The organism is Caulobacter sp. UNC358MFTsu5.1 (genome assembly GCF_000712075.1).
Classification (GTDB): Bacteria; Pseudomonadota; Alphaproteobacteria; order Caulobacterales; family Caulobacteraceae; genus Caulobacter.
Genome location: NZ_JONW01000009.1, coordinates 129,797 through 155,837 on the forward strand (window position 1 = coordinate 129,797; position 26,041 = coordinate 155,837).

General features: G+C 69.8%; 24 protein-coding genes and 1 tRNA gene. 7 read left to right on the forward strand and 18 right to left on the reverse strand.

The features are described from left to right. Positions 1-516 precede the first annotated feature (516 nt). Positions 517-1,269 carry a hypothetical protein gene (locus BR39_RS0118015; RefSeq protein ID WP_051695879.1) on the forward strand — a complete coding sequence of 251 codons (753 nt, stop codon included), beginning with the start codon at positions 517-519 and terminating at the stop codon, positions 1,267-1,269. Positions 1,270-1,271: 2 nt separating this feature from the next. After that, positions 1,272-2,018: a hypothetical protein gene (locus tag BR39_RS0118020; RefSeq protein ID WP_029914774.1), complete on the forward strand. Its 747-nt coding sequence runs from the start codon at positions 1,272-1,274 to the stop codon at positions 2,016-2,018. Positions 2,019-2,034: 16 nt separating this feature from the next. On the opposite strand, the gene BR39_RS0118025 is transcribed toward BR39_RS0118020, so the two are convergent. From BR39_RS0118025 to BR39_RS0118060, 8 genes are all read right to left on the reverse strand, one after another. Continuing rightward, positions 2,035-3,150 carry a hypothetical protein gene (locus BR39_RS0118025; protein ID WP_029914777.1) on the reverse strand — a complete coding sequence of 372 codons (1,116 nt, stop codon included), beginning with the start codon at positions 3,148-3,150 and terminating at the stop codon, positions 2,035-2,037. Positions 3,151-3,245: 95 nt separating this feature from the next. Then, entirely contained in the window at positions 3,246-4,157 is a 912-nt protein-coding gene (locus BR39_RS0118030; protein ID WP_029914779.1) for an RDD family protein, read from the reverse strand. Further along, entirely contained in the window at positions 4,154-5,149 is a 996-nt protein-coding gene (locus BR39_RS0118035) for a stage II sporulation protein M (RefSeq protein ID WP_029914781.1), read from the reverse strand. Before BR39_RS0118035 ends, BR39_RS0118030 begins: the two co-directional genes overlap by 4 nt. Beyond that, positions 5,149-6,465: a DUF58 domain-containing protein gene (locus BR39_RS0118040; RefSeq protein ID WP_231499503.1), complete on the reverse strand. Its 1,317-nt coding sequence runs from the start codon at positions 6,463-6,465 to the stop codon at positions 5,149-5,151. The genes BR39_RS0118035 and BR39_RS0118040 overlap by 1 nt, the downstream gene beginning before the upstream one ends. A gap of 35 nt (positions 6,466-6,500) precedes the next feature. Beyond that, positions 6,501-7,457, reverse strand: a complete 957-nt coding sequence (locus BR39_RS0118045; protein ID WP_029914785.1) for a MoxR family ATPase — start codon at positions 7,455-7,457, stop codon at positions 6,501-6,503. After that, entirely contained in the window at positions 7,444-8,754 is a 1,311-nt protein-coding gene (locus tag BR39_RS0118050; RefSeq protein ID WP_051695881.1) for a hypothetical protein, read from the reverse strand. The genes BR39_RS0118045 and BR39_RS0118050 overlap by 14 nt, the downstream gene beginning before the upstream one ends. Further along, positions 8,751-9,392 carry a hypothetical protein gene (locus tag BR39_RS0118055; RefSeq protein ID WP_029914789.1) on the reverse strand — a complete coding sequence of 214 codons (642 nt, stop codon included), beginning with the start codon at positions 9,390-9,392 and terminating at the stop codon, positions 8,751-8,753. The genes BR39_RS0118050 and BR39_RS0118055 overlap by 4 nt, the downstream gene beginning before the upstream one ends. A 259-nt stretch (positions 9,393-9,651) precedes the next feature. Then, positions 9,652-9,726 (reverse strand) — tRNA-Lys (locus tag BR39_RS0118060). Positions 9,727-9,852: 126 nt separating this feature from the next. Between BR39_RS0118060 and BR39_RS0118065 the strand changes: the two genes are divergently transcribed. Continuing rightward, entirely contained in the window at positions 9,853-10,578 is a 726-nt protein-coding gene (locus tag BR39_RS0118065) for a hypothetical protein (RefSeq protein WP_029914791.1), read from the forward strand. Between the two features lie 395 nt (positions 10,579-10,973). Here the strand turns inward: BR39_RS0118065 and tgt are convergent, their stop codons facing one another. Further along, positions 10,974-12,089 carry a tRNA guanosine(34) transglycosylase Tgt gene (gene tgt / locus BR39_RS0118075; protein WP_029914797.1) on the reverse strand — a complete coding sequence of 372 codons (1,116 nt, stop codon included), beginning with the start codon at positions 12,087-12,089 and terminating at the stop codon, positions 10,974-10,976. After that, positions 12,089-13,210 carry a tRNA preQ1(34) S-adenosylmethionine ribosyltransferase-isomerase QueA gene (gene queA, locus BR39_RS0118080; RefSeq protein ID WP_029914799.1) on the reverse strand — a complete coding sequence of 374 codons (1,122 nt, stop codon included), beginning with the start codon at positions 13,208-13,210 and terminating at the stop codon, positions 12,089-12,091. Before queA ends, tgt begins: the two co-directional genes overlap by 1 nt. A 128-nt stretch (positions 13,211-13,338) precedes the next feature. On the opposite strand from queA, the gene BR39_RS0118085 reads away from it, so the two are divergent. Then, positions 13,339-13,938, forward strand: coding sequence for a hypothetical protein (locus BR39_RS0118085; RefSeq protein WP_029914800.1), 600 nt, complete (start codon positions 13,339-13,341; stop codon positions 13,936-13,938). A 40-nt stretch (positions 13,939-13,978) separates the two neighbouring features. Further along, a complete protein-coding gene (locus BR39_RS0118090; RefSeq protein WP_029914802.1) occupies positions 13,979-14,956 on the forward strand; it encodes an endonuclease/exonuclease/phosphatase family protein in 978 nt (325 codons plus the stop codon). 68 nt (positions 14,957-15,024) lie between these two features. On the opposite strand, the gene BR39_RS0118095 is transcribed toward BR39_RS0118090, so the two are convergent. From BR39_RS0118095 to BR39_RS0118110, 4 genes are all read right to left on the reverse strand, one after another. Next, a complete protein-coding gene (locus BR39_RS0118095) occupies positions 15,025-15,492 on the reverse strand; it encodes a peptidylprolyl isomerase (RefSeq protein ID WP_029914804.1) in 468 nt (155 codons plus the stop codon). Positions 15,493-15,619: 127 nt separating this feature from the next. Beyond that, entirely contained in the window at positions 15,620-16,462 is an 843-nt protein-coding gene (locus tag BR39_RS0118100) for a peptidylprolyl isomerase (RefSeq protein ID WP_029914806.1), read from the reverse strand. A 31-nt stretch (positions 16,463-16,493) separates the two neighbouring features. Continuing rightward, positions 16,494-17,309 carry a peptidylprolyl isomerase gene (locus BR39_RS0118105; RefSeq protein WP_029914807.1) on the reverse strand — a complete coding sequence of 272 codons (816 nt, stop codon included), beginning with the start codon at positions 17,307-17,309 and terminating at the stop codon, positions 16,494-16,496. Positions 17,310-17,514: 205 nt separating this feature from the next. After that, the gene (locus BR39_RS0118110; RefSeq protein WP_051695884.1) at positions 17,515-18,474 is read right to left on the reverse strand and encodes an alpha/beta hydrolase; all 960 of its coding nucleotides are present in this window, start codon (positions 18,472-18,474) and stop codon (positions 17,515-17,517) included. Between the two features lie 231 nt (positions 18,475-18,705). On the opposite strand from BR39_RS0118110, the gene BR39_RS0118115 reads away from it, so the two are divergent. After that, complete coding sequence (locus tag BR39_RS0118115) at positions 18,706-19,704, forward strand: glycoside hydrolase family 43 protein (protein ID WP_231499504.1); 999 nt, start codon at positions 18,706-18,708, stop codon at positions 19,702-19,704. Positions 19,705-19,711: 7 nt separating this feature from the next. Here the strand turns inward: BR39_RS0118115 and coaD are convergent, their stop codons facing one another. Further along, positions 19,712-20,200, reverse strand: a complete 489-nt coding sequence (coaD, locus tag BR39_RS0118120; protein ID WP_029914812.1) for a pantetheine-phosphate adenylyltransferase — start codon at positions 20,198-20,200, stop codon at positions 19,712-19,714. A gap of 50 nt (positions 20,201-20,250) precedes the next feature. Beyond that, positions 20,251-23,022 (reverse strand): DNA gyrase subunit A, encoded by a 2,772-nt coding sequence (gene gyrA / locus BR39_RS0118125; protein ID WP_029914814.1) that lies wholly within the window; start codon positions 23,020-23,022, stop codon positions 20,251-20,253. Positions 23,023-23,144: 122 nt separating this feature from the next. Between gyrA and BR39_RS0118130 the strand changes: the two genes are divergently transcribed. Beyond that, the gene (locus BR39_RS0118130; protein ID WP_029914816.1) at positions 23,145-23,663 is read left to right on the forward strand and encodes a superoxide dismutase family protein; all 519 of its coding nucleotides are present in this window, start codon (positions 23,145-23,147) and stop codon (positions 23,661-23,663) included. Positions 23,664-23,754: 91 nt separating this feature from the next. Here BR39_RS0118130 and BR39_RS0118135 read toward each other — a convergent pair whose 3' ends face one another. Then, a complete protein-coding gene (locus BR39_RS0118135; RefSeq protein ID WP_029914818.1) occupies positions 23,755-24,663 on the reverse strand; it encodes a DMT family transporter in 909 nt (302 codons plus the stop codon). A 13-nt stretch (positions 24,664-24,676) separates the two neighbouring features. After that, complete coding sequence (locus BR39_RS0118140) at positions 24,677-25,969, reverse strand: adenosylmethionine--8-amino-7-oxononanoate transaminase (RefSeq protein ID WP_029914819.1); 1,293 nt, start codon at positions 25,967-25,969, stop codon at positions 24,677-24,679. Between the last annotated feature and the right edge of the window lie 72 nt (positions 25,970-26,041).

The window sequence follows — 26,041 nt, forward strand, 5'->3', positions numbered from 1 at the left end:
CGCTTCGCGTGGAGCCGTTATCCGGAAGCCTTCGGATCGCGGATTTTTAACCCGCTCCGATGGAGGCCCCCGACGGGCGGGGTGCTGGCCGCACCCCGGACCGCCTGGGCGATTTCAGCCCAGGCCTGCCGGCCCGATCCGCCTACCCCGAGCGCCGGAGCTTCGTCGCGACTGAGGCGAACCTGCTCCAACTCCAACCCAGGGCGTCTCCGAGGAGACATGACGGACAAGCCTTCCCGCTCGTCCACCCCCGAAAGCCGCATCGGTCGCCGTACGTGCGCCCTCCCCCGCCTTCAGGTGACGAGCATTATGCGGCCGCCCGGAAGCCCAAGGATCGGAAACGAGTATTTTCCTCCATCACGTTGATTTCGTTGAACTCGATTTCAGATTCGACGGGGATGGACGCGTCGCGCGATGGACAGCGTGTTCGTCGCATGGTTGAACAAGCTTCAGTTCAAGGGGGCTTCAGACATGACCGACACGACCGCCGCTTCGCGCCGATTTGAGATTGGACGCGTGATTTCAGGAACCTTCGGCGTCATCGGCCGCAATTTCGGTGCGTTCGCGCTGATGGCCCTGCTGCTGGGCGGCCTGCCCAACCTCCTGGTCAGTTTCGGCCAGCTCTGGATCGCCGGCGGCGTCAAGACCTTCTCGCCTCAGGTGTTCGCCGGCTCGGCCGTGGGCCTGATCGTCATGATGGTCGCCGCGTTCGTGCTGCAGGCCGCGATCGTCCACGCGACCGTGGCGGACCTGAACGGCCGCCGCGTGGTGGTGGGCGAGAGCCTCAAGGCGGGGCTCAGCAACTGGCTGCCGCTGCTCGGCCTGGCCATCCTGATGGGCCTGGGCCTGATGCTCGGCTTCCTGCTGCTGATCGTGCCCGGGATCATCCTGGCGGTGATGTGGTCGGTCGCCGTGCCGGCCAAGGTGGTGGAGAAGATCGGCGTGACCGACGCCTTCCAGCGCAGCCGCGACCTGACCCGCGGACGCCGCTGGGCGATCTTCGGCCTGTTCGTCATCTACGTGATCGCCCTGTGGATCGTGGAAGCGCTGATCATGGCCGCCGCGATGCCGTTCATCCTGTCCAAGGGCCTGCCGACGCCGGACTCGGTCGGCCTCACCACCGTGAACGTCGCCACCATGATCGCTTCCGCCCTGATCGCCACCATCACCACCCTGGTCAGCACGGCCGGCGGCGCGACCCTCTATTCCGAACTGCGCGGTACGCGCGAAGGCGTCGGCCCCGAAGCCATGGCCTCGGTGTTCGACTGAGCATGGCCGACGCCGCCGCTCCCGGCCGGTTCAACACAGGGCGCGCCGTCAGGCGCGCCCTCGCCATGCTGAAACGCAACATCGCCGCCAATCTGGCGTGGGCCGTGGTCTTCACCGGCCTGCCTGACCTGGCGATGGCCTACGCCAACCAACGTTTCTCCGAGGACGCGCCCTTCGGCTCGCTGGCGCGCTGGGGCTTCCTGGTCGGGACGATGCTGGCCTCCATGTTCGGCATGACCGCGCTCCAGGCCGTGATCGCCCGTCGCACGGCCCTGGACGACAGCAACCGACGCGCGTCCTCCAGGAGTGTCTTCGGAGGCTCGAGCGACTACCTCGCCTTGGCGACCCTGGGCCTGGTCACGGGTCTCGGCATCGTCGCCGGCTACGCCCTTCTGGCCATTCCCGGGATCATTCTCTCGCTTGCCTGGTTCGTAGTGGTCCCTGCGATGGTGACCGAACGCCTGGGCGTGATGGAGTCGATCCGGCGCAGCAACGCCCTGACCCGCGAGGTCAGGGGAGAAATCTTCGGACTGTGGGTGGGAGTCGGGATCTTGAGCTTCCTCGCCGCCTGGGTGGGCGGCCTCGCCATCGACGCGCTGGGAATCCCGGCGCTCAGCCTCGTTGTCAGTTCCGCGATCCAAGCCGTGATCGGCCTGGTGGACGCCATCCTCGTCGTGGCGGTCTATCAGGAACTGCGCGAGAGCCAGGAGGGCTCGCCCGCCGATCGCCTGGTCGAGGTCTTCGCCTAGCGGCGCGCGATCGCGGTCACGCCCCGGTCGCCGCCGCCCCATCCCCGTCGTCCGAAGACTTGAAGAAGCTGTTGGCCTTCTCGACCAGCCACTTCAGCGCGTTCTCGGAGGCCAGGCCCGCGAACAGGCCCAGGGAGGCCAATGCGGGCGGGGACAGCTGGTTCACCGCCTGGGTGGCCTCGGTCGCCTGGGGCTGGATCAGGAAGCTGGCGCCCGCCGAGATGACGAAGAACACCGTGAACCCGGCCAGCGCCCCCAGCAGCGGCCGCACGCCGAACGCCATCCAGGTCCGGTCGGGCTCGCCCTTCGGCGCCGCCAGCATGCCGAGCTCGACATAGAGCGAATAGACGGCCGCCCCGATCGCCCCCATCAGCCCGGTGAAGCTGGCGACGATCACGCCCGACGGCAGGAAGAAGGCGAACTCGAACAACGGAATGGCGTGGCGTTGCTTGTTGAAGCTGAGCGCGACGGCCTTCTGGTCCTCGGTGGAGCCCTCGTCGGCGCCGACGGGGCCGGTGACGGGCTGGTCCGCCTGATCCGCCTGATCCGCCTGATCCGCCTGATCCGATGGGGCGGGCGGCTTGCTCCCGTTGTATTCCGCCTTGGCCGCGGCGAGCGCGGTTTCGGCGTGGCCGTTGCGATCCACCAGGTCGTCGCTGACGAACTGCGCGTTGCGATAGGCGTCGTAGAGCTGTTGGGCGGCCGCGACCCGCTTGGGGATCTCGGCCCCTTCGGCCCAGTCGTGCTGGTCGTTGTCGGTGACGATGTCGGCCAGGCATTGCTCCAGCTCGCAGGTCGGCTGGGCGTTGCGGAAGGTGATCCAGACCGAGTTGACGGCGGCAGTGCTCTTCTGCTTGGCCTCATCGACCCTCACCTTGGCCGCCCGGATTTTCTCGTCCAGCGCGGTCAGCTCCTGGCTGGTGGTTTCGATCTCGGCTTCCAGGGCGTTCAGGCGATCGGCAAGACGGCTGATCGTGAACGGGGCGAGGCGCGAATTGGCGCCGACCGCCACCCGCGCCGCCGACTGGGTCTCGATGACGGTGTAGAAGAAGGCGAAGATCGCCGGGACGAGGATGAACCAGACGAACCCCAGCAGCACCCGGTTGGCGATCCGCATCCAAGACAGGTCCATGCTCGATCGCTCCCCGAGAACGTTTCCACCCTCTCAGATTGCGCTCAAATATATCTCTACCGCAACGTTATAACGACCGCCCCGCCACCTGGGCGTCAACTCTTGTCGTGCTTGTCCTTGCGTCGCTTGCCCAGCAGCAGGCGCGATTCCAGCCGTCCGCGCAGGGCCGCGTAATAGGCCGCCAGGAAGTCGCCGTCCGACTCGTAGGGCGCGGCCTGCCAGCCGATCTTCAGGCGAATGCGAGCCGCGACCAGGGCGATGGTCTTGCTCTCGTAGCGGCGCAGCACGTCCTCCAGCACGTGCAGCTCCTTGACGCCGTAGGCGTCCAGCTGGGCCTGGGTGAACTTGAAGCGCCCCACCGGCGGCCGCGAGGTCTCGACCAGGTCGGGCGCCAGCTTGCGGGTCGGCGCCTTGACCACCCAGGTCCCGGCGACCATGTCGCCCACCCGCAGGCGGTCGCGGTTGAACAGCGGAAACAGCACGAAGACCAGGCACCACACCAGCCCCGCCAGGTTGATCCAGGCGCTGACCTTGTCGCCGCTGGAGGCCAGGAAGCTGAGGGGCAGGTAGAGCTCGATCTCGCGCATGGCGTTGCGGGCGAAGATGGCGTCGGCGGTCAGGCGGCCGCCGTTGCGCGCCGCCACCCGCACGCCCATGGCCCGCTTGCCCGGCGTGGCCGCGCCCGGGGTCAGCTCGAACAGCACGAAGTAGAGGTTGCGCAGGATGAAGAACACCAGCAGCCCCAGGGTGCCGACCAGCTCCCAGCCCTTGCCCTTGGTGCCGACCATCGTCAGGACGGCCAGCAGGAAGAAGGCGATCAGCACGCCCAGCATGATCGCCAGGTCGATGAACAGGGCGGCGGCGCGCTCGCCCGCGTCGCCCAGGCGCAGCTTCAGGTCCACACCCTCCGGGGTGACCAGCGACCGGGCGCGGGTGTCCTCGCGCGCGCCGGGATCGTAGGGCGTGGTCGCCGCCGCGGCCTTGGCCGTCTTGGTCGCCGGCTTCATGCGGCGCTCCGGCGGCGCGGCAGGTACAGATAGGCCGGCCAGATCGCCAGGGTGGCCAGGGCGATGCCGTAGCGGGCCCAGTCGTTCTGGATCACCTGCCGGCCGACGCCCTCCAGGATGCCGGCGCAGAACAGCATGACCACGACCCCGGCCATCAGGGTGGCCGACTGCCGTCCCGCCTGGGCCATGGCGGCCGGACGGCTGAGGTCGCCGGGGAAGGCCAGGGTCCAGCCGATCCGCAGGCCCGCGGCCCCGGCCAGGATGACAGCCGAGATCTCGGTGACCCCGTGGATGGCCAGCCAGCCCCCGGCCTCGAAGCCCAGACCGCGCATGCCGAACACCGCCAGGAAGGCCCCCAGCATCGCGCCGTTGTAGGCCATCAGCATGGCGGTCGGCAGGCAGAAGGCGAAGCCCAGGGCGAAGGCGAACAGGGCCACGCCCGAATTGTGGGTGAACAGGAAGGCCGCGAACACCGACAGGCCCTTGTGCTCGCCGTGGTCGTAGAGCGTGCTGCGCATCGCCTCGGCCGAGGCGGCGGGGCCGCGCCCGTCGGCCAGGCTGTCGGGCACGAAGGCGCTGAACCAGTCCGGGTCGTGCAGGGTCAGGAAATAGGCCGCCAGCACCCCGGCCAGGGTGAGCAGGAAGCTGACCAGGGTCTCGCGCCACAGGGCCTTGGCGGCCTCGGGCCAGGCGCGTGTGAAGAAGCCCCCCACCCGCTCGACCAGGTTCGACCGCGTGCCGTAGACCAGGAAATAGGCCCGGGTGCTCAGGCTCTCCAGATAGTCGACCAGCCCCTGGTCCAGCGAGGTGGCGCGGGCCACCGACAGCGACGACAGGGCCTGGCGGTAGAGCACCGGCATGGCCAGCAGCTCCTCGTCGCTCAGCGCCCGGGCCGAACCCTTGCCGACCTTGGTCAGCAGCTTCTCCAGCCGGCGCCAGTCGTCCTCGCGCTCGGCGCGGAAGCGGTAGCTCTTCAGGTGCAGTTCGGCCATCAGAGCAGGTCCCGGCGCTTGAGGTCCAGATAGCTCGCCAGCAGGGCCGGACCGACCTGGTCGGCCGACGCCTCGACGATCTCCACGCCCATGCGGCGCAGGCGGGTGATCACCACGTCGCGCTCGCGCAGCAGCGAGGCGGCGACCACGGCGCGCGACACGTCGTCGGCCTCGACGGGCGCCTTGCGCTCGATCGCCTCCAGCTCCTCGTCGCGCATCATCACGAACAGCACCAGGTGCTGGCGCAGCAGGCGGCCGACGTTCTCGAGCATCAGCTCGGCGCTGGTGGAGTCGGCGATGTCGGTGAACACCACGATCAGCGAACGCCGCGACAGTTGGCCCGACAGCTGGGTCAGGCCCAGGGTGTAGTTGGTCTCCTCGGTCGAATAGTCGATCGAGGCGGCCAGGCGCTGCAGGGCGCCGAAGGCGTTGGGGCCCGAGGTGACGCCGCTCGACACGTGCGGCTTGGCGTCGAAGCCGAACAGCCCGACCTTGTCGCCCATCTTCAGGCCCACATAGGCCAGCAGCAGGGTGGCGTTCAGGGCGTGGTCCAGGCGCGGCTTGCCCAGCAGGGGCTGGCTCATCAGTCGGCCGGTGTCGATGGCCGCTACGATGTGGTGGTTGCGCTCGACGTGGAATTCCTTGGCCAGCAGCGCGCCGTGGCGGGCCGACTGCTTCCAGTCGATGGCCCGGCGGTTCATGCCGGGTCGGAAGTCGGTCAGGGCGTGGAAGTCGCTGCCGCCGCCCAGGTCCAGCTGCAGGCGGTGGCCCACCGACGGATCGCGCGAGAACAGGCGCAAGGCCTCCTCCTTGACGCCGGCGATGTCCAGGGTGACCGGGATCACCTGCTCCAGGGCGTCGTCGCGCTGCTTCCACATCAGGCCCAGCGGGCCGCGCCAGCGGGCCGAGACGCGGTGCACCCTGCCCTCCCCGCGCCGGACGGCGGTCAGGCTCAGGGGCAGGCCGGCCTGGCGGTCGCGCACCCGGGCCCGACCGTGGGCCGGTTCGGCGGTCAGGCGGTCGTCCAGGTCGACGGCGAACTCCACGCTCCACGGGGCCACGCCGCGCGGGAACGTCGCCTGCAGCAGGACCGGCCTGGTCGCGCCGCTGGCCATGGCGCCGGGCGCGGTCAGGCTCAGCTGCATGCGCCGCCGGCCCGGGGCCAGCAGCGCGTCGACGAACAGCAGGGCCGCCGCCAGCGCGATCCAGGCGGGACCGACCAGCCACAGGCGCGCGGAGACGAGCGCCGCCGCCAGCGCCAGGGGCGCGCCCAGCACCGTCAGGAAGATCGCCCGCGCCGTGGGATAGATGCGCAAGGTCGGCCCCTAGCCTTCCAAAGTCGTCTTGAGGATCATCGCGGCGCCTCGACCTGGTCGACCAGGCCGCGCACCACGTCGTCGACCTTGCGGCCCTCGATCTCGGCGGCGGGCGACAGGATCACGCGGTGGCGCAGGGCCGGCAGGGCCAGGGCCTTGACGTCGTCGGGGATGACGTAGTCGCGGCCTTCCAGGGCGGCGCGGGCCCGGGCGGCCACGGCCAGCATGGCCGCGCAGCGCGGCGAGGCCCCGCCCGACAGTTCGCCGGTGTCGCGCGTCGCCCGCACCACGCCGACGATGTAGCGGACGATGTCGTCGGTCAGGCGCACGGACGCCACCGCGGCCACGGCCTCGGAGATGGTCCGCGTGTCGCCGGCCGGCTCGACGCCGAAGCTTTCCGGCGAGAACTGCCCGGTGCGGCCGCCGTGGCTGGCGACGATGGCGGTCTCCTCGGCCAGGCTGGGATAGGCCAGCACGTGCTTGAACAGGAAGCGGTCCAGCTGGGCCTCGGGCAGCGGATAGGTGCCCTGCTGCTCCAGCGGGTTCTGGGTGGCCACCACCATGAAGCGCTCGCTGAGCGGATGGCGCTCGCCGTCCAGGGTGACGTTGCGCTCCTGCATGGCTTCCAGCAGGGCCGCCTGGGTCTTGGGCGGCGTGCGGTTGATCTCGTCGGCCAGCAGCAGCTCGCAGAAGATCGGGCCCTTCACCAGGGTGAAGGCGCTGGTCTGGAAGTTGAACAGGTTGGCGCCCAGGATGTCGCCCGGCATCAGGTCGGGCGTGAACTGGATGCGCCCGAACTGCAGGTTCACCGCCTGGGCGAAGCACTGGGCCAGGAAGGTCTTGGCCGTGCCGGGCGGACCTTCCAGCAGCACGTGGCCGCCGGCGAACAAGGCCGTCAGCATCAGGTCGATGGTGTCGTTCTGGCCGACCACGGCCTTGGCCGTCTGCGCCCGGATCCTGCCGGCCAGCGCCTGCACGTCAGCCACGTTCACGAGTCATCTCCAGTCTCCACTGATGCCATTTTGCGGCGACCTTCATCAGGTCGCCGAGCGAACGGACCGTTCGGGTTTCCTCGTCCAGGCGCGAGGCGCTGTCGGCCGCGCCGAAACGCTCGCCCTGACGGTCCAGGAAGTCGGTGAGGGCCTGGCCCTCCAGGCGCGAGCCGCCGGCCCGCAGGCCGCCCAGGGCCTTGACGGCGGCGGCGCGCTGCAGCTCGGCGTAGCGCGGCGCCAGGGCCGGTTCGCGGCGGGCCATGCGGATCAGGCCGGCGGAATTGTCGATCAGGGCGTCCTTGCCCAGGGCCAGGGCCCGTTCGCCGCGCCGCACCGCCCGGAACCGCGCGGCGGCGTGCAGCCCCATCAGCGCGGCGGCGGCCACCAGGCACAGGGTGGCCCCGACGAACGGCGCCTCGAAGGCCAGTTTCAGCACGCTGCGCGAGCGGGAAAAGCCGTTCAGCGTCACGTCGAAGGCGATGACCTTGCTCTCCTTCGGCTTGTAGCCGCCGTCCGGGATGGCGCGGTCGCGCAGGACCCGCAGCATCCCGACCCCGGCGCGCGCCGTGCGGATGTCCTTCAGGCCCATGGTGTTGATCAGGTCCGGGTCGGCCAGGATGTAGGTTTCGGTCGGCATCCGCCGGGCCAGGACGACCCGGCCCTGGGCGTCGGTGAGGACGGGGACCAGGTTCGGGCCGGATATGCTCTGCAGGTTCCTGATCGGACCGGTGTCGACCGACATCCCGTCGAACAGGCCGCCCGGCGCGCCGACCAGCCGGCGCGGACCCGAATCCTTGGCGAGCGTCGTCACCGCCTTGGGGATGCCGACGGCCTTCAGCAGATCGGCCTGCTCGCTCGGGCGCACGGGTTCCAGCCCCATGACCCAGCCCGGATGCTTGGGGTCCAGCCCGCCGCGCCACTTGGGCAGCACCACCAGGGTCCGCGACGACAGCAGGGCGGCCTTGACGTAGGCGTCCCGGGTGACGTTGACGTCCGGCGCGAAGATGATCAGCCCGGGCTCGTCGCGCCGCAGGTCGCGCCGGCTGACGATCACCGGCTCGCCCAGCCTGCCCAGCAGCCGCACCATGCCGCCGTAGCCGACGGCCGACTTCGACAGGGCGTGGGCCCGGCCGTTGTCGCCCGACTGCAGGTCGGGCGCGTAGGTCGACAGCACCACGAAGGCCGAGAAGGCGAACACCCCGGCCAGGATCATGCCCAGCACGACCTTGGGCGAGAACAGGCCGCGGTCGCCGTCGCCGGGGCTTTCCGTCGCGACGGCGGGCTGGACGTCGCTCATCGCCAGGCCTCGGCGAAGGCGAAGCCCTCATAGGCCCGGCGGCAGGCGGCGAATTCCTCGGCGCCGACCGACCGGCCGCCGAAGAAGCTTCGCTCCACCACCCGGGCGATCTCGCTGAAGGTGCGGCGCACGCGCTCGGGCACGCCCTCCAGCTCGGCGATGTCGCGGCTGGTCAGGGCGGGCTTGATCAGGTCCGGGCGCTTGCCCTCGATGTCCTCGATGCTGCGGAACAGGATCAGGTGAACGGCCTCGGCGAAGCGGCCGGCGGCGGCCAGCTTGTCGGCGTCCTCCAGCAGGGTCCGCGCCTTGGCGGCGGTGGGGCGCCAGCCGTCGTCCTGCAGGGGCGGCCCCTTGGTCGTCTTGAAACTGGGCCAGCGCGTGGCGATCAGCTCGCGGGCCAGGAAATACAGGATCAGCGCCGCGCCCAGGATCAACCCGCCCCAGAACACCCAGGCCAGATACGGCGCGAGGGCGGCCAGGGCCTTGCCGATCGCCAGCAGCCAATCGGGCACGTCCGGCGGCTTGGGCGCGGCGGTCGGTTCGAACTGCAGGTCCTTGCCGCGCAGCAGGGCGCCGTGGGCGCGCGCGAAAGCGTCCGACGCGCCGTCGAAACCCGGCGACGCCGCGTTGCGATCCACACCAGCCCCCGCCCTCAAACGCCCACTCCCGACAACCCCGTCGCTACAGCTAGACGATTCAACTTTCGGTGTCGCCTCCTACCGACATCGACCGGTCGAGGTCGTGGCGCCGGCCGGGATTCGATTCGCCGGGGTCCGTTCCGCGCCGCGCCCCGGATCGTCCGAGAGCACACGGATGCGCCGCGCCGATCCCGAGCGCCCCACCGCCGGAGGGCGTCTCCGGGGTGGCGAATTTCGTCCGTTATTTCAAAGGGAAGATTGGTGGGCCGGCTGGGATTCGAACCCAGGACCATTCGATTAAAAGTCGAATGCTCTACCACTGAGCTACCGGCCCGCATCGACACGGCGGGTGGCCGGTGGAAGCGGCGCGGAACATAGTCGGGGGGCGCTCGCGTCGCAAGCGCGGTTTCGCATGGAGAGGGAGATGACGAACGCATCTTTCGCGCGGTAGGGTCGGTCCATGCGCAGTCTCGTGCTTCTCGCCGTCGCCGTTCCCGTGTTGGCCGCCTGCGCGTCCAATTCGGAACCGCCGCCGCAGAAAATCCAGACGACCTCCGACGCCAACAAGGACGGCATCACCGGCGCGGCTCAGGCGCCGCTGCGCGACATGAACATCGTCCGCACCAAGATCCCGCCGGTGCTGCTGGAAGCCATGGCCGATCCCTACGCCCGGCCGCCCGGCAAGAAGATCAGTTGCGACACGCTGATCATGATGGTCGCGCCGCTGGACCTGGCGCTGGGCGAGGACGTCGATCGGCGGCCGCCGGAGGACGACGAGGACCTGCTGGACCGCAGCAAGCGTATGGCCGGCTCGGCCGCCTTCGGCGCCATGGCCAGCGCCGCCCAGGACCTGATCCCGATGCGCGGCTGGGTCCGCAAGCTCAGCGGCGCCGAAAAGCACGACAAGCTGGTGCAGCACGCGGTCGCCTCGGGCGCGATCCGCCGCGCCTATCTGAAGGGCCTGGGCGAGGCGCGCGGCTGCAACCCGCCGGCCACGCCCCAGCACCTGGCCAAGCCCGCCGCGCCCATCGTCGAGAAGCGTTTCCCCTGGGAGAAGGACCAGCCACCGCCGGACGCCACCGCCGATACCGCGACCGCCACGGCCGACACGCCCGTGGTCGACGCGCCGGAGCAGGCTGCGTCGCCGCCCAAGAAGAAGAAAAAGCCGTTCTACAAGGTGTGGTAGGTCGGAAGGCTGTGGTCGAGAACGTCTGACGTTCGGGAGGGCGCGTGGAATCGCCAAGTCTGCTGACATACGGCGTCGCCGCCGCGGTCGCCGTTCCCTTCGCCGTCACGGGCGCGGGAGCCTACGCCCTGGCGGCCCTCACCCGATGGAAGGGGCTCGCGGTCGCCCTGATCTGCGGTCTTGTCGCGCCGGCATGTGTCGGCCTCTTCGCCTGGCTCGGCCCGGCGACCAGACCCGATCCACGTTCGATCGATGGTCCGGCCTACATACTGGTCGCCCTGATCGTCTGGGCGCTGCTCCTGATCCCAGCCTGCTTGATCGCCAGCTCGCTCGGCGTCTGGCTGAGGCGCAGGGGGCGGAATCGGCGCGTGCCCGTCCCGTCGAGCTAGGCCGCCCTACCCGCCCTGGTGCCGTTCCCGGAAGTCCCGGCGGAACTGCTCGAACCGGCCTTCGGCGATGGCGGCGCGCATGGCGGCCGTCAGGGCCTGGAAGAAGGCGATGTTGTGCCAGGACAGCAGCACCTGGCCCAGGATCTCCTCGGCCTTGAACAGGTGGCGCAGATAGGCCTTGGAATAGTCGCGGCTGGCCGGGCAGTCGCTGGTCGGGTCCAGCGGGTCCTCGTCCTCGGCGTAGCGGGCGTTCTTGATGTTGATCGCCCCGTCCCAGGTCCAGGCCTGGCCGTGGCGGCCCGAGCGGGTGGGCAGGACGCAGTCGAACATGTCGACGCCGCGATAGACCGCTTCCACCAGGTCGATCGGCTTGCCCACGCCCATCAGGTAGCGCGGACGATCCTGGGGCAGCATCGCGGGCGCGTAGTCCAGCACCTCGCACATGGCCTCGTGCCCCTCCCCGACCGCCAGCCCGCCCAGGGCGTAGCCGTCGAAGCCGATCTCCTGCAGCCGCTCGGAGGACTCCTGGCGCAGGTTGCGGAAGGTCGAGCCCTGCTGGATGCCGAACAGGGCCTGGGCGTCGCGCGTCCCGAAGGCGGCCTTGGAGCGCTTGGCCCAGCGGGCGGACAGCTCCATGCCCTCGCGGGCCCGCTTCTCCTCGGCCGGCCAGGCCACGCACTCGTCCAGCTGCATGACGATGTCGCTGCCCAGGAGGTCGGCCTGGATCTCCATCGACCGCTCGGGGCTGAGCACGTGCTTGGAGCCGTCGATGTGGCTGGAGAAGGTGACGGCCTCCTCGGTGACCTTGCTGATCCCCGACAGGCTCATCACCTGGAAGCCGCCGCTGTCGGTCAGGATCGGCTTGTCCCAGCGCATGAACTTGTGCAGCCCGCCCAGGCGCTTCACCCGCTCGGCCGTGGGGCGCAGCATCAGGTGGTAGGTGTTGCCCAGGATGATGTCGGCGCCCGTGTCCTGGACCTGGTCGACCGTCAGGGCCTTGACCGTGGCGGCGGTGCCGACCGGCATGAAGGCCGGGGTGCGGATGTCGCCGCGCGGGGTCTTCAGGACGCCGGTCCGGGCCGCGCCGTCCGTGGCCGAGATCTCGAAGGGAAAGGCGACCATCAGGTTTGCTCGAAATCGGCGCGGAACAGCAGGCTGCCGTCGCCATAGGAATAGAAGCGATAGCCCGTGGCGATCGCGTGTTCATAGGCCGCCTTCATCGTCGCCTGGCCGGCGAAGGCGCTGACCAGCATGAACAGGGTCGACTTGGGCAGGTGGAAGTTGGTCATCAGCACGTCGGCGGCGCGGAAGCGGTAGCCGGGCGTGATGAAGATCGCCGTCTCGTCGGCGAACGGCCGGATCACGCCGTCCTCGCCCGTGGCGCTCTCCAGCAGGCGCAGGCTGGTGGTGCCGACGCAGACGATGCGGCCGCCGGCGGCGCGGGCGGCGTTCAGGGCGTCGGCGACCGCGGCCGGGACCTCGCCGAACTCGGCGTGCATCCTGTGCTCGGAGACGTCGTCGGTCTTGACCGGCAGGAAGGTGCCCGCGCCGACGTGCAGGGTGACGAAGTGCAGGCTGACGCCCTTGGCCTTCAGGGCCTCCAGCAGCTGGGGCGTGAAGTGCAGGCCGGCGGTCGGGGCGGCGACCGAGCCGTCCTCGCGGGCGTAGACGGTCTGGTAGTCGGCGCGGTCGCGGTCGTCCTCGGCGCGCTTGGCGGCGATGTAGGGCGGCAGCGGCATCTCGCCGTGGGCGGCCACGGCCAGGTCCAGGTCGACGCCGGAAAAGTCGAAGGCCAGCTCGATCTCGCCGCCCTCGTGCTTGGCCACGACGGTGGCGTCCAGCAGGCCGGCCATGCACCCGCGATCGCAGTCATGGCCGAAAGCGATGCGGTCGCCTTCCTTCAGGCGCTTGCCGGGACGCATGAAGGCGATCCAGCGGTCCGGCGCGACGCGCTTGTGCAGGGTGGCCTCGACCGAGACGGGCGAACCGTCGCCGCCGCCGGTCTCACGGCCGGCCCGCAAGCCCATCAGCCGCGCCGGGATCACCCGGGTGTCGTTGAAGACCAGGGCGTCGCCGGGCCGCAGGAAGTCCGGCAGCTCGTGGACGATCCGGTCTTCCAGGCCCCCGTCTTCTCTTGGGGCGCCGGGGCGGACCACCAGCAGGCGCGCGGAATCCCGCGGCTCGGCCGGCCGCAGGGCGATCGCCTCGTCGGGCAGGTGGAAATCGAAGTCGGACAGGCGCATGGGGCGGCTTCAAGGCCACGACGGGGCGGGAAGGTCAAGCGTCCTGGCGCCGCGCCGGTCCGAGCCGGATGGACAAACCCGGCCTCGCGCGGTCATCCTGCGGTCCGACGCATCAGCGGGGGGAGCCAATGACCGTCACGATCCGCCACCTGTTGGCCGCCTGCGCCTGCCTGTCGCTGGCCGCCTGCAAGCCCGCCGCCGAGACCAAGGCGCCCGAGACGGCGCCCGCGCCCTCCACCGCGCCCGCCGCCGTCCCGCCGGCCCCGGTGACCTTCTCGCACGACCCGGCCCTCGACGCGTTCGGCTACTATTTCACCGAGGCGGACGTGCGGTCGGGCGACCTGAAGCTGACCGCGCTGAACATCGGCCAGCCCAGCGACTTCGCCGACTGGGAGGCGGGCAAGCGGCCGGCCACCTTCGCGCCGATCTTCCTGGCCTTCGACGACGTCACCAGTCCGACGGCGGAGAACGAGCTGGGCCAGACCTATCACACGGTGTCGCTGCGGGTGATGCCGACCGCCTACCGCGTCGACGGCCAGCAGGTCAGCTTCCACGGCGTGGCCCCCGGGCTGGGCCAGGTGAGCTTCGACGGCGCCTTCGACCTCAAGGCCCTGGCCGACGCCAAGGCCGCCGGGCCGGGCGAAACCCTGACCGTGCTGACCGGCGACCTGCAGGTCGGCGACCGGCGTTTCAGCAAGGTCGCCTTCCTGTACTTCGGCGGCGAGTAAGGCTGGCGCGGTCGTCATGCGGTCGTGCTAAGGCGTGGTCATGCCTCTGATCCTGCACCTCGCCAACCTGTTCCTGCGCGGCACCGCGCTCATGCTCAGCCTCGTGGCGGCGGCGGCGGGCCTGGCGTGCCTGGGCGGGGCGTTCAGCGTGCAACTCGACGCCCTGACCCACGTCGCGCCCGTCTGGCTGGCCGTGGGCCTGGCCGGCATGGCCCTGGCCGCGATCTTCGCCCGCGACGCCGAACGCCGCGCGGTCATGAGCCTGGCCGCCGTCGGCGTGCTGTCGACCGGCCTCCTGATCGTCCCGGAGGTCCTCTCCGGCCTGCACGCGCCGGCCAAGCCCGTCCCCGGCGCGACCGTGAAACTGGTCCAGTTCAACGTCTGGGGCGAGAACAACAATCCCAAGGCCACCGCGGACTGGATCCTGAGCCAGAACGCCGACGTGGTGATGATCGAGGAAGGCGGCGGCACGGCCTTCCCGGTGGTCCGGGCCCTGGCCAAGGCCTATCCGAACCACCTGACCTGCCGTGACCGGCAGGGCTGCGACACCTGGATCTTCAGCCGCTGGCCCTTGCGCGCCCACCGCTCGTTCACCGAGGACAAGCTGCCGCTGTTCGGGGCGTGGGCGACGCTGGACCATCCCAAGGGCCCGTTCACCGTGGCGGCCACCCATTTCATCTGGCCTTTCCCCGGCGGCCCGCAGCAGGCGCAGAGCCGCCTGCTGGCGAAGACCCTGTCGCCGTTCCCCAAGGACACCCTGATCGTCACCGGCGATTTCAACTCCACGCCCTGGTCGTGGAGCCTGCGCCGGCAGGACAAGGCCCTGGGCCTGAAGCGGCGGACGCGGGCCCTGGCCAGCTGGCCCAGCGGCGAGTTCTCGCGCATCGCCAGCGCGCCCTTCCCCATCCTGCCGATCGACCACGTCTACGCCGGCAAGGCCTGGAAGACCGTCAAGGTCGAGCGCGGCCCCAAGCTGGGTTCGGACCATCGCGCCGTGGTCGTGACGCTCACCCGGTAGGCGCGCAGAAAAAAGGCCCCGGTCTCCCGGGGCCTTTTCAGTTCAAGTTCAGCTCAAGGCCGCGGCGCTCAGGCGTCGGCGGCGATCTTGGCGCTGAGGATCTTGCCCGGATTGCGCGGCGGCTCGCCGGTCGGCAGGGCGTCGACGTTCTCCATGCCTTCGACCACCTGGCCCCAGACGGTGTACTGGTTGTCCAGGAAGGTGGCGTCGTCGAACACGATGAAGAACTGGCTGTTGGCCGAGTTCGGATCGGGGGTGCGGGCCATCGAGCAGACGCCGCGCACGTGCGGCTCCTTGGAGAACTCGGCCTTGATGTCCGGCTTGGCCGAACCGCCGCGGCCGGTGCCGGTCGGGTCGCCACCCTGGGCCATGAAGCCGGGAATCACGCGGTGGAAGACCACGCCGTCGTAGAAGCCCTCGCGGACCAGTTCCTTGATGCGGTCCACGTGGCCCGGGGCCAGGTCGGGACGCATCTTGATCGTGACAGGCCCGGTCTCGAGCGTCAGCAGCAGGGTGTTTTCGAGGTCGGCCGACATGGTCATCCCTTAAGCTTGAAGAGGGGGAGGAAGAGAGTCGGGAAGGCTTCTATCCCGCTTTCCACAAGGGGGAAACCGCCCGGTTGCATCCCGGACGCGGATCAATTGTCACAGCTCAGCTTGCCCGCTAGCGAACGTCGACCGGCAGATCGAGGTCGCAAACCGAGAAATCGGCGCCCCGCGCCGCCCGCTTGCGGGCGATCTCGGCCTTGAACCAAGCGCTGCCCGTGTCGACCACCCGGACCGTCGGGCGCTCGGCCGCCGGGATGTCGGACAGCAGCCGCACCTTGGTCATCTTGTCCTGCGGCTTCTCGACCGGCTCGCCGGTCTTGATGGCCCGCACCACGTCCAGGCCCGACAGCACCCGGCCGAAGGCGGTGTAGCGCTTGTCCAGCGAGGGATAGGCCTGGCGCATCAGGAAGAACTGGCTGTTGGCCGAGTTGGGGTCCTCGTCGCGCGCCTCGCCGACCACGCCGGGGCAATAGGTCCCCCAGGCCGAGACCTTCTTGTCCGAGGTGACCTCGGCCCAGCTCCAGGCCTGGCTGACGACCGGCAGCGACTTCAGGACGCCCACCTCGGTCCCGGCCGGCGCCGCGGCGGCCACGAACGGCGTCGCGGCGTCGCGGCGGAAGGTGAACTCGGCCTTGAGGTTGGGCAGCTTCGTACCGCCCTCCCCCGTGTCGTCCGGATCGCCGGTCTGGGCCATGAAGCGGTCGATCACCCGGAAGAAGGTGCGGCCGTCATAGACCCCGGTGCGGGTCAGTTCCTGGAAGCGCGCCACGTGGCCCGGCGCGACCTCGGGGACCAGCTCCACGACGATGCGCCCCTTGTTGGTGTCGATGACCACCACGTCCTCGGGCGCGGGCGTGCGCCAATCGGCGGCCTTGGGCGGCGCGATCTTCGGCGCGGCCTGGACCTGGCCGGCGAAGGCCGACAGCACGGCGACGGACGCGAGCAGCGGACGGATCATCGGATTTCCCCCTGAGGCTGGTTGACCGAGCCTATTTCACCTGCACCGGCACGGCGACGTCGCAGGGGCCGAACGCCCCGCCCATCTCGGCCTTCTTCTTCTCGACCAGGGCCGTGAAGGCGGGCGAGCGGGTGTCCATCACCTGGATGCTGGGGCGCTGGGCGGCCGGGATGTCGGACAGCACGCGGACGGTGGTCATCTGGTCCTGCGGCGCGGCCACCGGCTCGCCGGTCTTGATGGCGCGGATGGCCTCGATGCCGGTCAGGGCGCGGCCGAACGGCGTGTAGGTCTTCTCCAGCGAGGCGTAGTGCTGGCGCATGAAGAAGAACTGGCTGTTGGCGCTGTCGGGGTCGTTGGCGCGGGCCATGCCCAGCACGCCGGGGCAGAAGGCGCCCCAGGCCGAGACCTTGCCGTCGGCGGTCATCGCCGCCAGGGCGCTGTTCTGGCTGTAGACCGGCAGGGCGCCGACGAAGCCCATCTCGGTCGAGCCCGTCTTGCCGATCTGCACGTAGCCGGGACCGCGGCGGAACTGGAACTCGGCGGCCAGGTTCGGCTGGTCCGACCCGCCGGTGCCGTCGTTCTTCGGGTCGCCGGTCTGGGCCATGAAGCTGTCGATGACCCGGAAGAAGGTCAGGCCGTCATAGAAGTGGGCCTTGGCCAGATCGCGCACGCGCGCCACGTGGTTCGGCGCGACCTCGGGCGACAGCTCCACGATGATCCGGCCCTTGTTGGTGTCGACCACCAGGATGTTCTCGGGGTCGGGCGTTCGCCAGCCGGAGGCCTGCTGGGCGCTGGCGGCGGAGGCCGCGGTGAGCGCCAGGACGGCGGCGATGGACGCAAGCTTCATGGAGATCCCCGGATAGAACTGGTCTGACGGCGTAGAACGCCGACGCGCCTACGACAAGTAGCGCCGCGTTTAAGCTGAAGATTCCGGCGAGTTTCCGGCACGGCTTCATCCCCGCGCCGGGGACATGCCCTTGCGGCGTGTCCCCAAGACCGAGCTCGGCGCGAGCTGATGGGGACACGCCGCAAGGGCATGTCCCCGGCGGATACTAAGACTTGGGCTTCAGCAGGCCGTGCATGCCGAGCCAACGCACATAGGCGTCGAACCAGCCGGTGCTGGTGGTGGTCTTCGGGTACATGCCGAACCCGTGGCCGCCCTGTTCGTAGAGGTGGAACTCGACCGGGCGCTTGGCGGCCCGCCAGCTGTCGATCAGCCCTATGCCGCTATGGGCGAAGAACGGATCGTCGGCGGCGAGCGCCACGAACATCGGCGGCGCGTCGGCCGGCGGGGTCACGGCCGTGAGCGGGCCGTAGATCAGGCCGATGAAGGCGGGCTTGGCGTCGTCCCCGGCCAGGGTGGTCGCCAGGGTCAGCATGGCGCCGGCGGAAAAGCCCACCATGCCGACGCGGTCGGGGTCGATCCGCCACTCCGCGGCCCTCTGGCGGACCAGCGCGAACGCGGCGCGCGAGTCGGCGATCTGCGGGGCCAGGCCGGCGATCGCGACCTGGGGATCGGGCCGCGGCCTGTTGGCGGTGGCCGAGAACATCTCGGCCATCGACCGCTCGAAGCCCGGTATGTCCGCCGGCGTCGGATTGAGCCTGTACTTGAGCACGAAGGCGGCCACGCCCTTGTCGGCCAGCGCGCGGGCGACGTCCCAGCCCTCGTTCTCCATCGACAGGGTGCGGAAGCCGCCGCCGGGCGCGACGATGACGGCCGCCCCCGTGGCCTTGGCCGGATCCGGCAGGAAGGGCGTCAGCGTCGCCACCGTGACGTTGCGGGCGAAGACGCTGTTGTACTGGCGATGCCAGGACTCCGGCGAGGTCGCGCCCGGCAAGGGCCCGGTGTCCAGCACGATCGCGTTCGGCTGGGCTGGGACCGCGATCGGGGTCATCTTGTCGTCCTGCGCCCACGCCCCGCCGGCCAAGGCCAACGCCAGGACCACGGCGCCCAGGCCGGCGCGAAGGGATCGTCCTGCACGATCGGACTGCACGGAATTCAAGTTTCTCACGACGTTCCTCCTGCTTGGTCGAGGCTTGTCCGCACGGTCCATGGGAAGGACCGCGAGCGCCACTTATGTCCGACAACTGGTAACGCTAACAATTTGTGGTACGCAAGAGGGCAACAGTCGCCTCGAACGGCGCTACGGGGTCCCCTACCCGTGGGTAGCGTCGTTAGGTGAGCGATTGACGACCATTTTTGTCTGAGTAATTTTGGACATCGCTACGGGAGGAGCACGAACATGAAGTCGGTCTGGATGGCGCTTGCGCTGGCGACGGCCATGTCCGTCGCGTCACCCTCCGGGGCAAGCGACGGAGCCGGCGCCGCGCCGGGTTCCAACCCCCTCTTCCGGGACAAGTTCACCGCGGACCCCGCCCCGCTGGTCGTCGGCGATCGCCTGTATCTCTACGTCGGCCACGACGAGGCCCAGCGCGACGAGATGTTCAACATGCGCGAATGGCTGGTCTATTCGACCACCGACATGAAGAGCTGGACCTCGTATCCGCCGATCATGAAGGCCACGGATTTCAAGTGGGCCAAGAAGGACGCCTGGGCGTCGCAGGCGATCGAGAAGAACGGCAAGTTCTACTTCTACGCCGCCGTCGAGCACGACAGCACCCATCCCGGCAAGGCCATCGGCGTGGCGGTCTCGGATCGGCCGACGGGCCCCTTCGTCGACGCACGCGGGTCCGCCCTGATCACCAACGAGATGACGCCCAAGGGCACGCACAGCTGGGAGGACATCGATCCCACCGTGTTCACCGACGACGACGGGACCACCTGGATCGCCTGGGGCAATCGCGAGTGCTACATCGCCAAGCTCAAGCCGAACATGATCGAGATCGACGGTCCGATCACCGAGATCACCCCGCCGCACTTCGAGGAAGGCCCCTGGCTGCACAAGCGCGGGGGGCTCTACTACCTGACCTACGCCTCGCTCGACCGGTCGACCCAGCGGGACGAGCACGTCTCCTACGCGACCGCGCCCTCGATCAACGGCCCCTGGACCTATCGCGGCGAGCTCACCGGGTCGGGCAAGTACAGCTTCACGATCCATCCCGGCATCGTGGAGTTCAAGGGCGACTGGTACATCTTCCTGCACAACGCGACCCTGGCGGTCGGCGACCAGAACGGCGCGATCGGGCGGCGGGCGGTGACGGTCGAACGGCTTCGCTACAACGCCGACGGCACGCTCCAGCCTGTCGTGCAGACCGAAGCGGGCGTGTCGGCGCCGCGATAGGACGGCCCTACTTCGCCAGCTTGCCGAGCAGTTGCTCGGCCACGCCGGGCGGCACGAACTTGTGGACGTCGCCGCCCAGGGCCGCGATCTCCTTGACTAGGCGCGAGGCGATGGCCTGGTGGCGCGGGTCGGCCATCAGGAACACGGTCTCGATCTCGCGATCGAGCTGCTGGTTCATGGCCGTCATCTGGAATTCGTATTCGAAGTCGGCCACGGCCCGCAGGCCGCGCACGATCATCTGGGCCCCGACCTCGCGGGCGAAATGCATCAGCAGGCTGTCGAACGGCAGGACCTCGATCTGGGCGATCTTGGTCAGGTGCGCCGTCTCGCGCTGCAGGATCGCGACCCGCTCGTCCAGGCTGAACAGCGGCCCCTTGCCGATGTTCACCGCCACCCCGATCACCAGCTTGTCGACCAGCTTGACCGCTCGACCGATGATGTCGAGGTGGCCGTTGGTGACCGGGTCGAAGGTCCCCGGATAGAGTCCGATCCGCATGCTTTTCCCTCACCCGGGCGTACGCCCGCTGGCCCCCTTGCTTGGGTCGCTTACGAGGTCTCGTCCGCCTCGTTTTCGTCGCCCGTGTTGTCGTCCCCGCCGGCTTCGGCGAGACGCTCGACGCTGACGACGTGTTCGTCGGCGGCGGTGCGGAAGATGGTTACGCCTTGAGTATTCCGCGCTGCAACACGAATTTGCGAGACAGGCACCCGGATCATCTGGCCGGCGTCGGTGACCAGCAGGATCTGGTCGCCCTCCTCGACGGGGAACGAGCCCACCAGCTTGCCGCCGCGCTTGGACAGGTCCTGGGCCGTCAGGCCCTGGCCGCCGCGGCCGGTGCGGCGGTAGTCGTAAGCGCTGGTGCGCTTGCCGAAGCCTTCCGACGACACGGTCAGCAGGATCTCCTCGGCCGCGCCCAGTTCGGCGATGCGTTCCGGCGTCAGGCTGGCCTCGCCGCCCTCTTCCTCGGCCTCTTCGGGCGCGGCGGCCGGAGCCTCCTCGCCCTCTTCGCCCAGGGCCCGGGCCAGGGCCCGCTGGTGCTTGAGGTAGGCGGCGCGCTCGGCCGGCGTGGCGTCGACATTGCGCAGCACGCTCATCGAGATGACGCTGTCGCCCTCGGCCAGGCGCACGCCGCGCACGCCGGTGGAGTCGCGGCTGGCGAACACCCGCACTTCGTCGGTCGAGAAGCGGATACAGCGGCCCGAGGCGGTGTTGAGCAGGATGTCCTTGCCGCTGTCGCAGACCGCCACGCCGACGATGCCGTCGCCTTCGTCCAGCTTCATGGCGATCTTGCCGTTGCGGCGGACGTCCACGAAGTCGCTCAGCTTGTTGCGGCGCACGCTGCCCGAGCGGGTGGCGAACATCACGTCCAGGCTGTTCCAGGTGGCCTCGTCCTCCGGCAGGGCCAGGATCGAGGTGATGGTCTCGCCCGGCTCGATCGGCAGCAGGTTGACGAACGCCTTGCCGCGGCTGTTGGCGACGCCCAGCGGCAGGCGCCACACCTTCATCTTGTAGACCTTGCCGCCCGAGGTGAAGAACAGCAGCGGGGCGTGGGTCGAGGCCGAGAACACGCGGGTGACGGCGTCCTCGTTCTTGGTGGCCATGCCGGCCTTGCCCTTGCCGCCCCGGTGCTGGGTGCGATAGGCGGCCAGGGGTGTGCGCTTCACATAGCCGCCCAGGGTGACGGTGATCACCATCTCCTCGCGGACGATCAGGTCCTCGTCCTCGACGTCGGCGTCGCCGTCGACGATCTGGCAGCGGCGCGGCACGGCGAACTTCTCGCGCACCTCGACCAGTTCCTCGCGGACCACGGCCATGATGTTGGCGCGGTCCGACAGCAGCTCGAGGAAGCCCTTGATGGCCTCGGCCAGGGTGGCGGCCTCGTTGCCGATCTCGTCGCGGCCCAGGCCCGTCAGGCGCGACAGGGTCAGGGCCAGGATGGCGCGGGCCTGCTCGTCGGTCAGGCGGATCATGCCGCCGTCTTCCTGCACGGTGCGCGGGTCGGCGATCAGCTCGACCAGCGGCAGCATGTCGCCGGCCGGCCACGACTTGGCCACCAGCCGCTCGCGGGCCTCGGTCGGGTCCTTGGACGAGCGGATGATGTGGATGAATTCGTCGATGTTGGCGACGGCGATGGTCAGGCCGACCAGGACGTGGCCGCGGTCGCGCGCCTTGCCCAGTTCGAACTTGGTGCGCCGGACCACGACCTCCTCGCGGAACTGTACGAACAGCTCGACCAGCTGGCGCAGGCCCATCTGCTCGGGACGGCCGCGGTTCAGGGCCAGCATGTTGACGCCGAAGGAGCTCTGCAGCGCGGTGAAGCGGTAGAGCTGGTTCAGGATCACCTCGCCCGAGGCGTCGCGCTTCAGCTCGACCACGATGCGCATGCCGTCGCGGTTGGATTCGTCGCGGATGTCCGACACGCCCTCGATCCGCTTATCGCGGACCATCTCGGCGATGTACTCGACCAGGTTGGCCTTGTTCACCTGATAGGGGATGGCGGTGATGACGATGGCTTCGCGGCCCGAGCGGATCTCCTCCACCGTGGCCAGGCCGCGCATGATCACCGAGCCGCGGCCGGTCAGCAGCGCCTGGCGCGGGCCGGCGCGGCCGATGATCTCGCCGCCGGTCGGGAAGTCGGGGCCCGGCACCAGGTCCAGCAGCTGGTCGGTGGTGCAGTCCGGCTGATCGATCATCAGCAGGCAGGCGTCGATCACCTCGCCCAGATTGTGCGGCGGGATGTTGGTGGCCATGCCGACGGCGATGCCGCCGGCGCCGTTGACCAGCAGGTTGGGGATCCGCGACGGCAGGACGACGGGTTCCTGCTCCTTGCCGTCGTAGTTGTCCTGGAAGTCGACCGTGTCCTTGTCCAGGTCGGCCAGCAGCGCCATGGCCGGCGGGGCCATGCGGCATTCCGTGTAACGCATGGCGGCGGGCATATCGCCGTCGACCGAACCGAAGTTGCCCTGGCCGTCGATGAGCACCAGGCCCATCGAGAACGACTGGGTCATGCGCACCAGGGTAAAATAGATCGAGGCGTCGCCGTGCGGGTGGTACTTACCCATCACGTCACCGACCACGCGGGCCGACTTGACGTAGGGCCGCTCGGGCGTCTGGCCCTGCTCGTGCATCGAGAACAGCACCCGGCGGTGCACGGGCTTGAGGCCGTCGCGGGCGTCAGGCAGGGCCCGGCTGACGATCACGCTCATCGCATAGTCGAGATACGAACGGCGCAGTTCGTCCTCGATGTTGATGGGAGAAACGTCCCCGCGGGCGCCCGGCGAGGCCGGAGACCCGGGGATGGTGTTTTGATCGTCGCTCAAGGGAATTTTTCGCCGTCAGAATCGAACACGGAACCGTCAAAAACAGTTAGCATTCCGATAGCCAAGACGCCACCTTCGCAGGTCCAACCCCCAAGTTTCTTGGGCTTTTCCGGGAGTTTTCGATGCGTTTGACCGCCCTCGCCCTGTCCGCCGGCCTGCTGGTCGCTTCCCAGGCCTCCGCCGCCGCCACCAGCGCTACGGCCGAACTGAAAGGCGCCGACGGCAAGACGCTCGGGACGGCCACGCTGACCGAGGCGCCGCACGGCGTGCTGCTGCGGATCGAGGCCAAGGGCCTGACGCCGGGCTGGCACGGCCTGCACTTCCACGAGAAGGGCGACTGCGGCGCGCCGGACTTCAAGTCGGCCGGCGCCCACGTCCACACCACGACCGCCGTGGTCCACGGCCTGCTGAACCCGGACGGCAACGACAACGGCGACCTGCCCAACCTGTTCGCCGCCGCCGACGGCTCGGCGACGGCCGAGCTGTTCTCGCCCCTGGTGTCCCTGAACGGCGCCGGCGGCCGCCCCGCCCTGCTCGACGCCGACGGCTCGTCCATCGTCGTCCACGCCAGCCCCGACGACTACAAGACCCAGCCGATCGGCGGCGCCGGGGCGCGGGTGGCTTGCGGGGTGGTGAAGTAGGTCAGAGCCGGAAACAGGGGACACACACTCACACGCAGGCCTTTGCGAACGGCCACGAGCCGTGCCGTGAGTGTGTGTCCCCTACTTCGTCCTATGTCGCCTCGCCCTCGGCCGGCACGACCTTCTTCGCCGTCAGCGCCACCAGCGCCACGCCGGCCATGGTCGCCGTCGCGCCGATCACCAGTTGCGGCGACAGGGCGTCGCCCATGAACAGCACGCCGATCGTGCACGACACCAGCGGCGTCAGCAGGAAATAGGGCGTCACCCGGCCCGCCTCGCGGCGCTGGACCAGCCAGAACAGCAGGGCGCTGGCCCCGATGGTCGAGACCACCCCGGCGAAGGCCACGCAGGCCCAGGCGATCGGGGCGGCGGTCTTCACGCGCTCGATCACGTTGTCCTCGAAGCCGAACGACATGGCCAGCAGCACCGGCGCGGCGACGGCGGCGGTCAGGGCCTGGACCTGCAGCGGCTTGGCGCCCGGCGTCTGGCGCACGAACACCGTGGCCAGGGCCCAGCAGGCGCTGGCCACCACGCCCAGCACGATGGCCGGCAGGTCGGCCGCGCCGTGCGGGTCCAGGCTCATCCAGGCCACCCCGACGAAGGCCACGACCAGGCCGGCGACGGCCATGGGCTTCATGCTCTCGCCCAGCATCTTCCAGGCGAACAGGGCCGTGAACGGGATCCACAGCTGGGTCGCCACCACCAGCGGGCTCAGCGACTTGGCCAGGCCGAAGGCGATGTAGATGATGCCGAAGTGGATCGGCCCCGACAGCAGGCAGATGGCCGCCAGCCGCCGCGACCACGGGAACGGCGGCTTCAGGAACGGGACCAGGAACGCGAACGCCAGGCCGAAGCGCAGGGCCCCGACCATCATCGGCGGCAGCTCGGCGGTCGCCACCTTGGCCGCGGCGTTGTTCAGGCCCCAGGTCAGGATGATGGCCGCGATGGCCAGGCGCTCGAGGCCGGTCAAAGCCGCGGTTTGGGGCGTGTTCGACGACATGCCCCCGCTTGGATCAGACCCCGCCTGATCCTTCAACCCCGCCGGCGCCCACAACCTTGCGGATGGCCGCCGTCAGGAGCGCCAGGTCGGCGTCCGGTGTCGTGAAGGCCGGGGTCAGGTACACGGTCCTGCCCATCGGCCGGATCCAGGCGCCCTCGGCCGCGAAGGCGTCGCACAGGGCGCCGACGGCCACGGGCGCGTCGAACTCCACCACCCCGATCGCGCCCAGCACCCGCACGTCGACCACCCCCGACGCGGTGCGGACCGGTTCCAGCCCCGCCGCCAGGGCCGCCGACACCCGCGCCACGTCGGCCCGCCAGGCGCCGTCCTCGAACAGGTCCAGCGAGGCGTTGGCGGCCGCGCACGCCAAGGCGTTGCCCATGTAGGTGGGCCCATGCATCAAGGCCGCCCCGGCGTCGTCGGACCAGAAGGCCTCGAACACCCGGCGCGAGGCCACGGCGGTCGACAGCGGCAAGGTCCCGCCGGTCAGGGCCTTGGACAGGGTGACGATGTCGGGCTCGACGCCCGCCGCCTGCATGGCGAACAGATCGCCGGTGCGGCCGAAGCCGGTGAAGATCTCGTCGAAGATCAGCAGCACGCCGTGCTTGTCGGCCAGGCGGCGCAGGGTCCGCAACACTTCCGGCGCATGGAACAGCATGCCGCCGGCTCCCTGGACCAGCGGTTCGGTCAGGATGGCGGCGATCTCCCCGCCCCGCTCGGCCAGCAGCGCGTCGAGGGCGGCCTCGGACGCGGCGTCCACCGGCAGGTCGGCGATCACCTGCGATGGCATCACGCCGGAGAACAGGCTGTGCATGCCCTCCTCCGGGTCGCAGACCGTCATCGTCGCCAGGGTGTCGCCGTGATAGCCGCCCCGGAACGACAGGAATTTCGTGCGCCCCGCCCGCCCCTGGTTGATGTGGAACTGCAGCGCCATCTTCATGGCGATCTCGACCGAGACCGAGCCGGACTCGGCGAAGAACACGTGGTCCAACTCGCCCGGCAGCAGGTCGGCCAGACGCTTGGCCAGGCGATAGGCCGGTTCGTGGGCCAGGCCGCCGAACATCACGTGCGGCATGCGCTCCAGCTGATCGCGGACGGCGGCGGCGATGTGCGGGTGGTTGTAGCCGTGGCAGGCGGTCCACCACGAGGCCAGGCCGTCGACCAGCTCGCGCCCGTCGTCCAGAATCAGCCGCGAGCCCCGGGTCGCCACGACGGGCAGCGGCGGACGCGCCGTCTTCATCTGGCAATAGGGCCGCCAGACGTGGGCCGCGCCGGCGACGAGCCAGTCGGGACTTTCGGCGGTCATGGCGCGATCCTTCGTTGCCTAGAGCGGGCGCACTGCCTATGCCCTCCCGCTGCGGGGGGCAAACAGGAACCG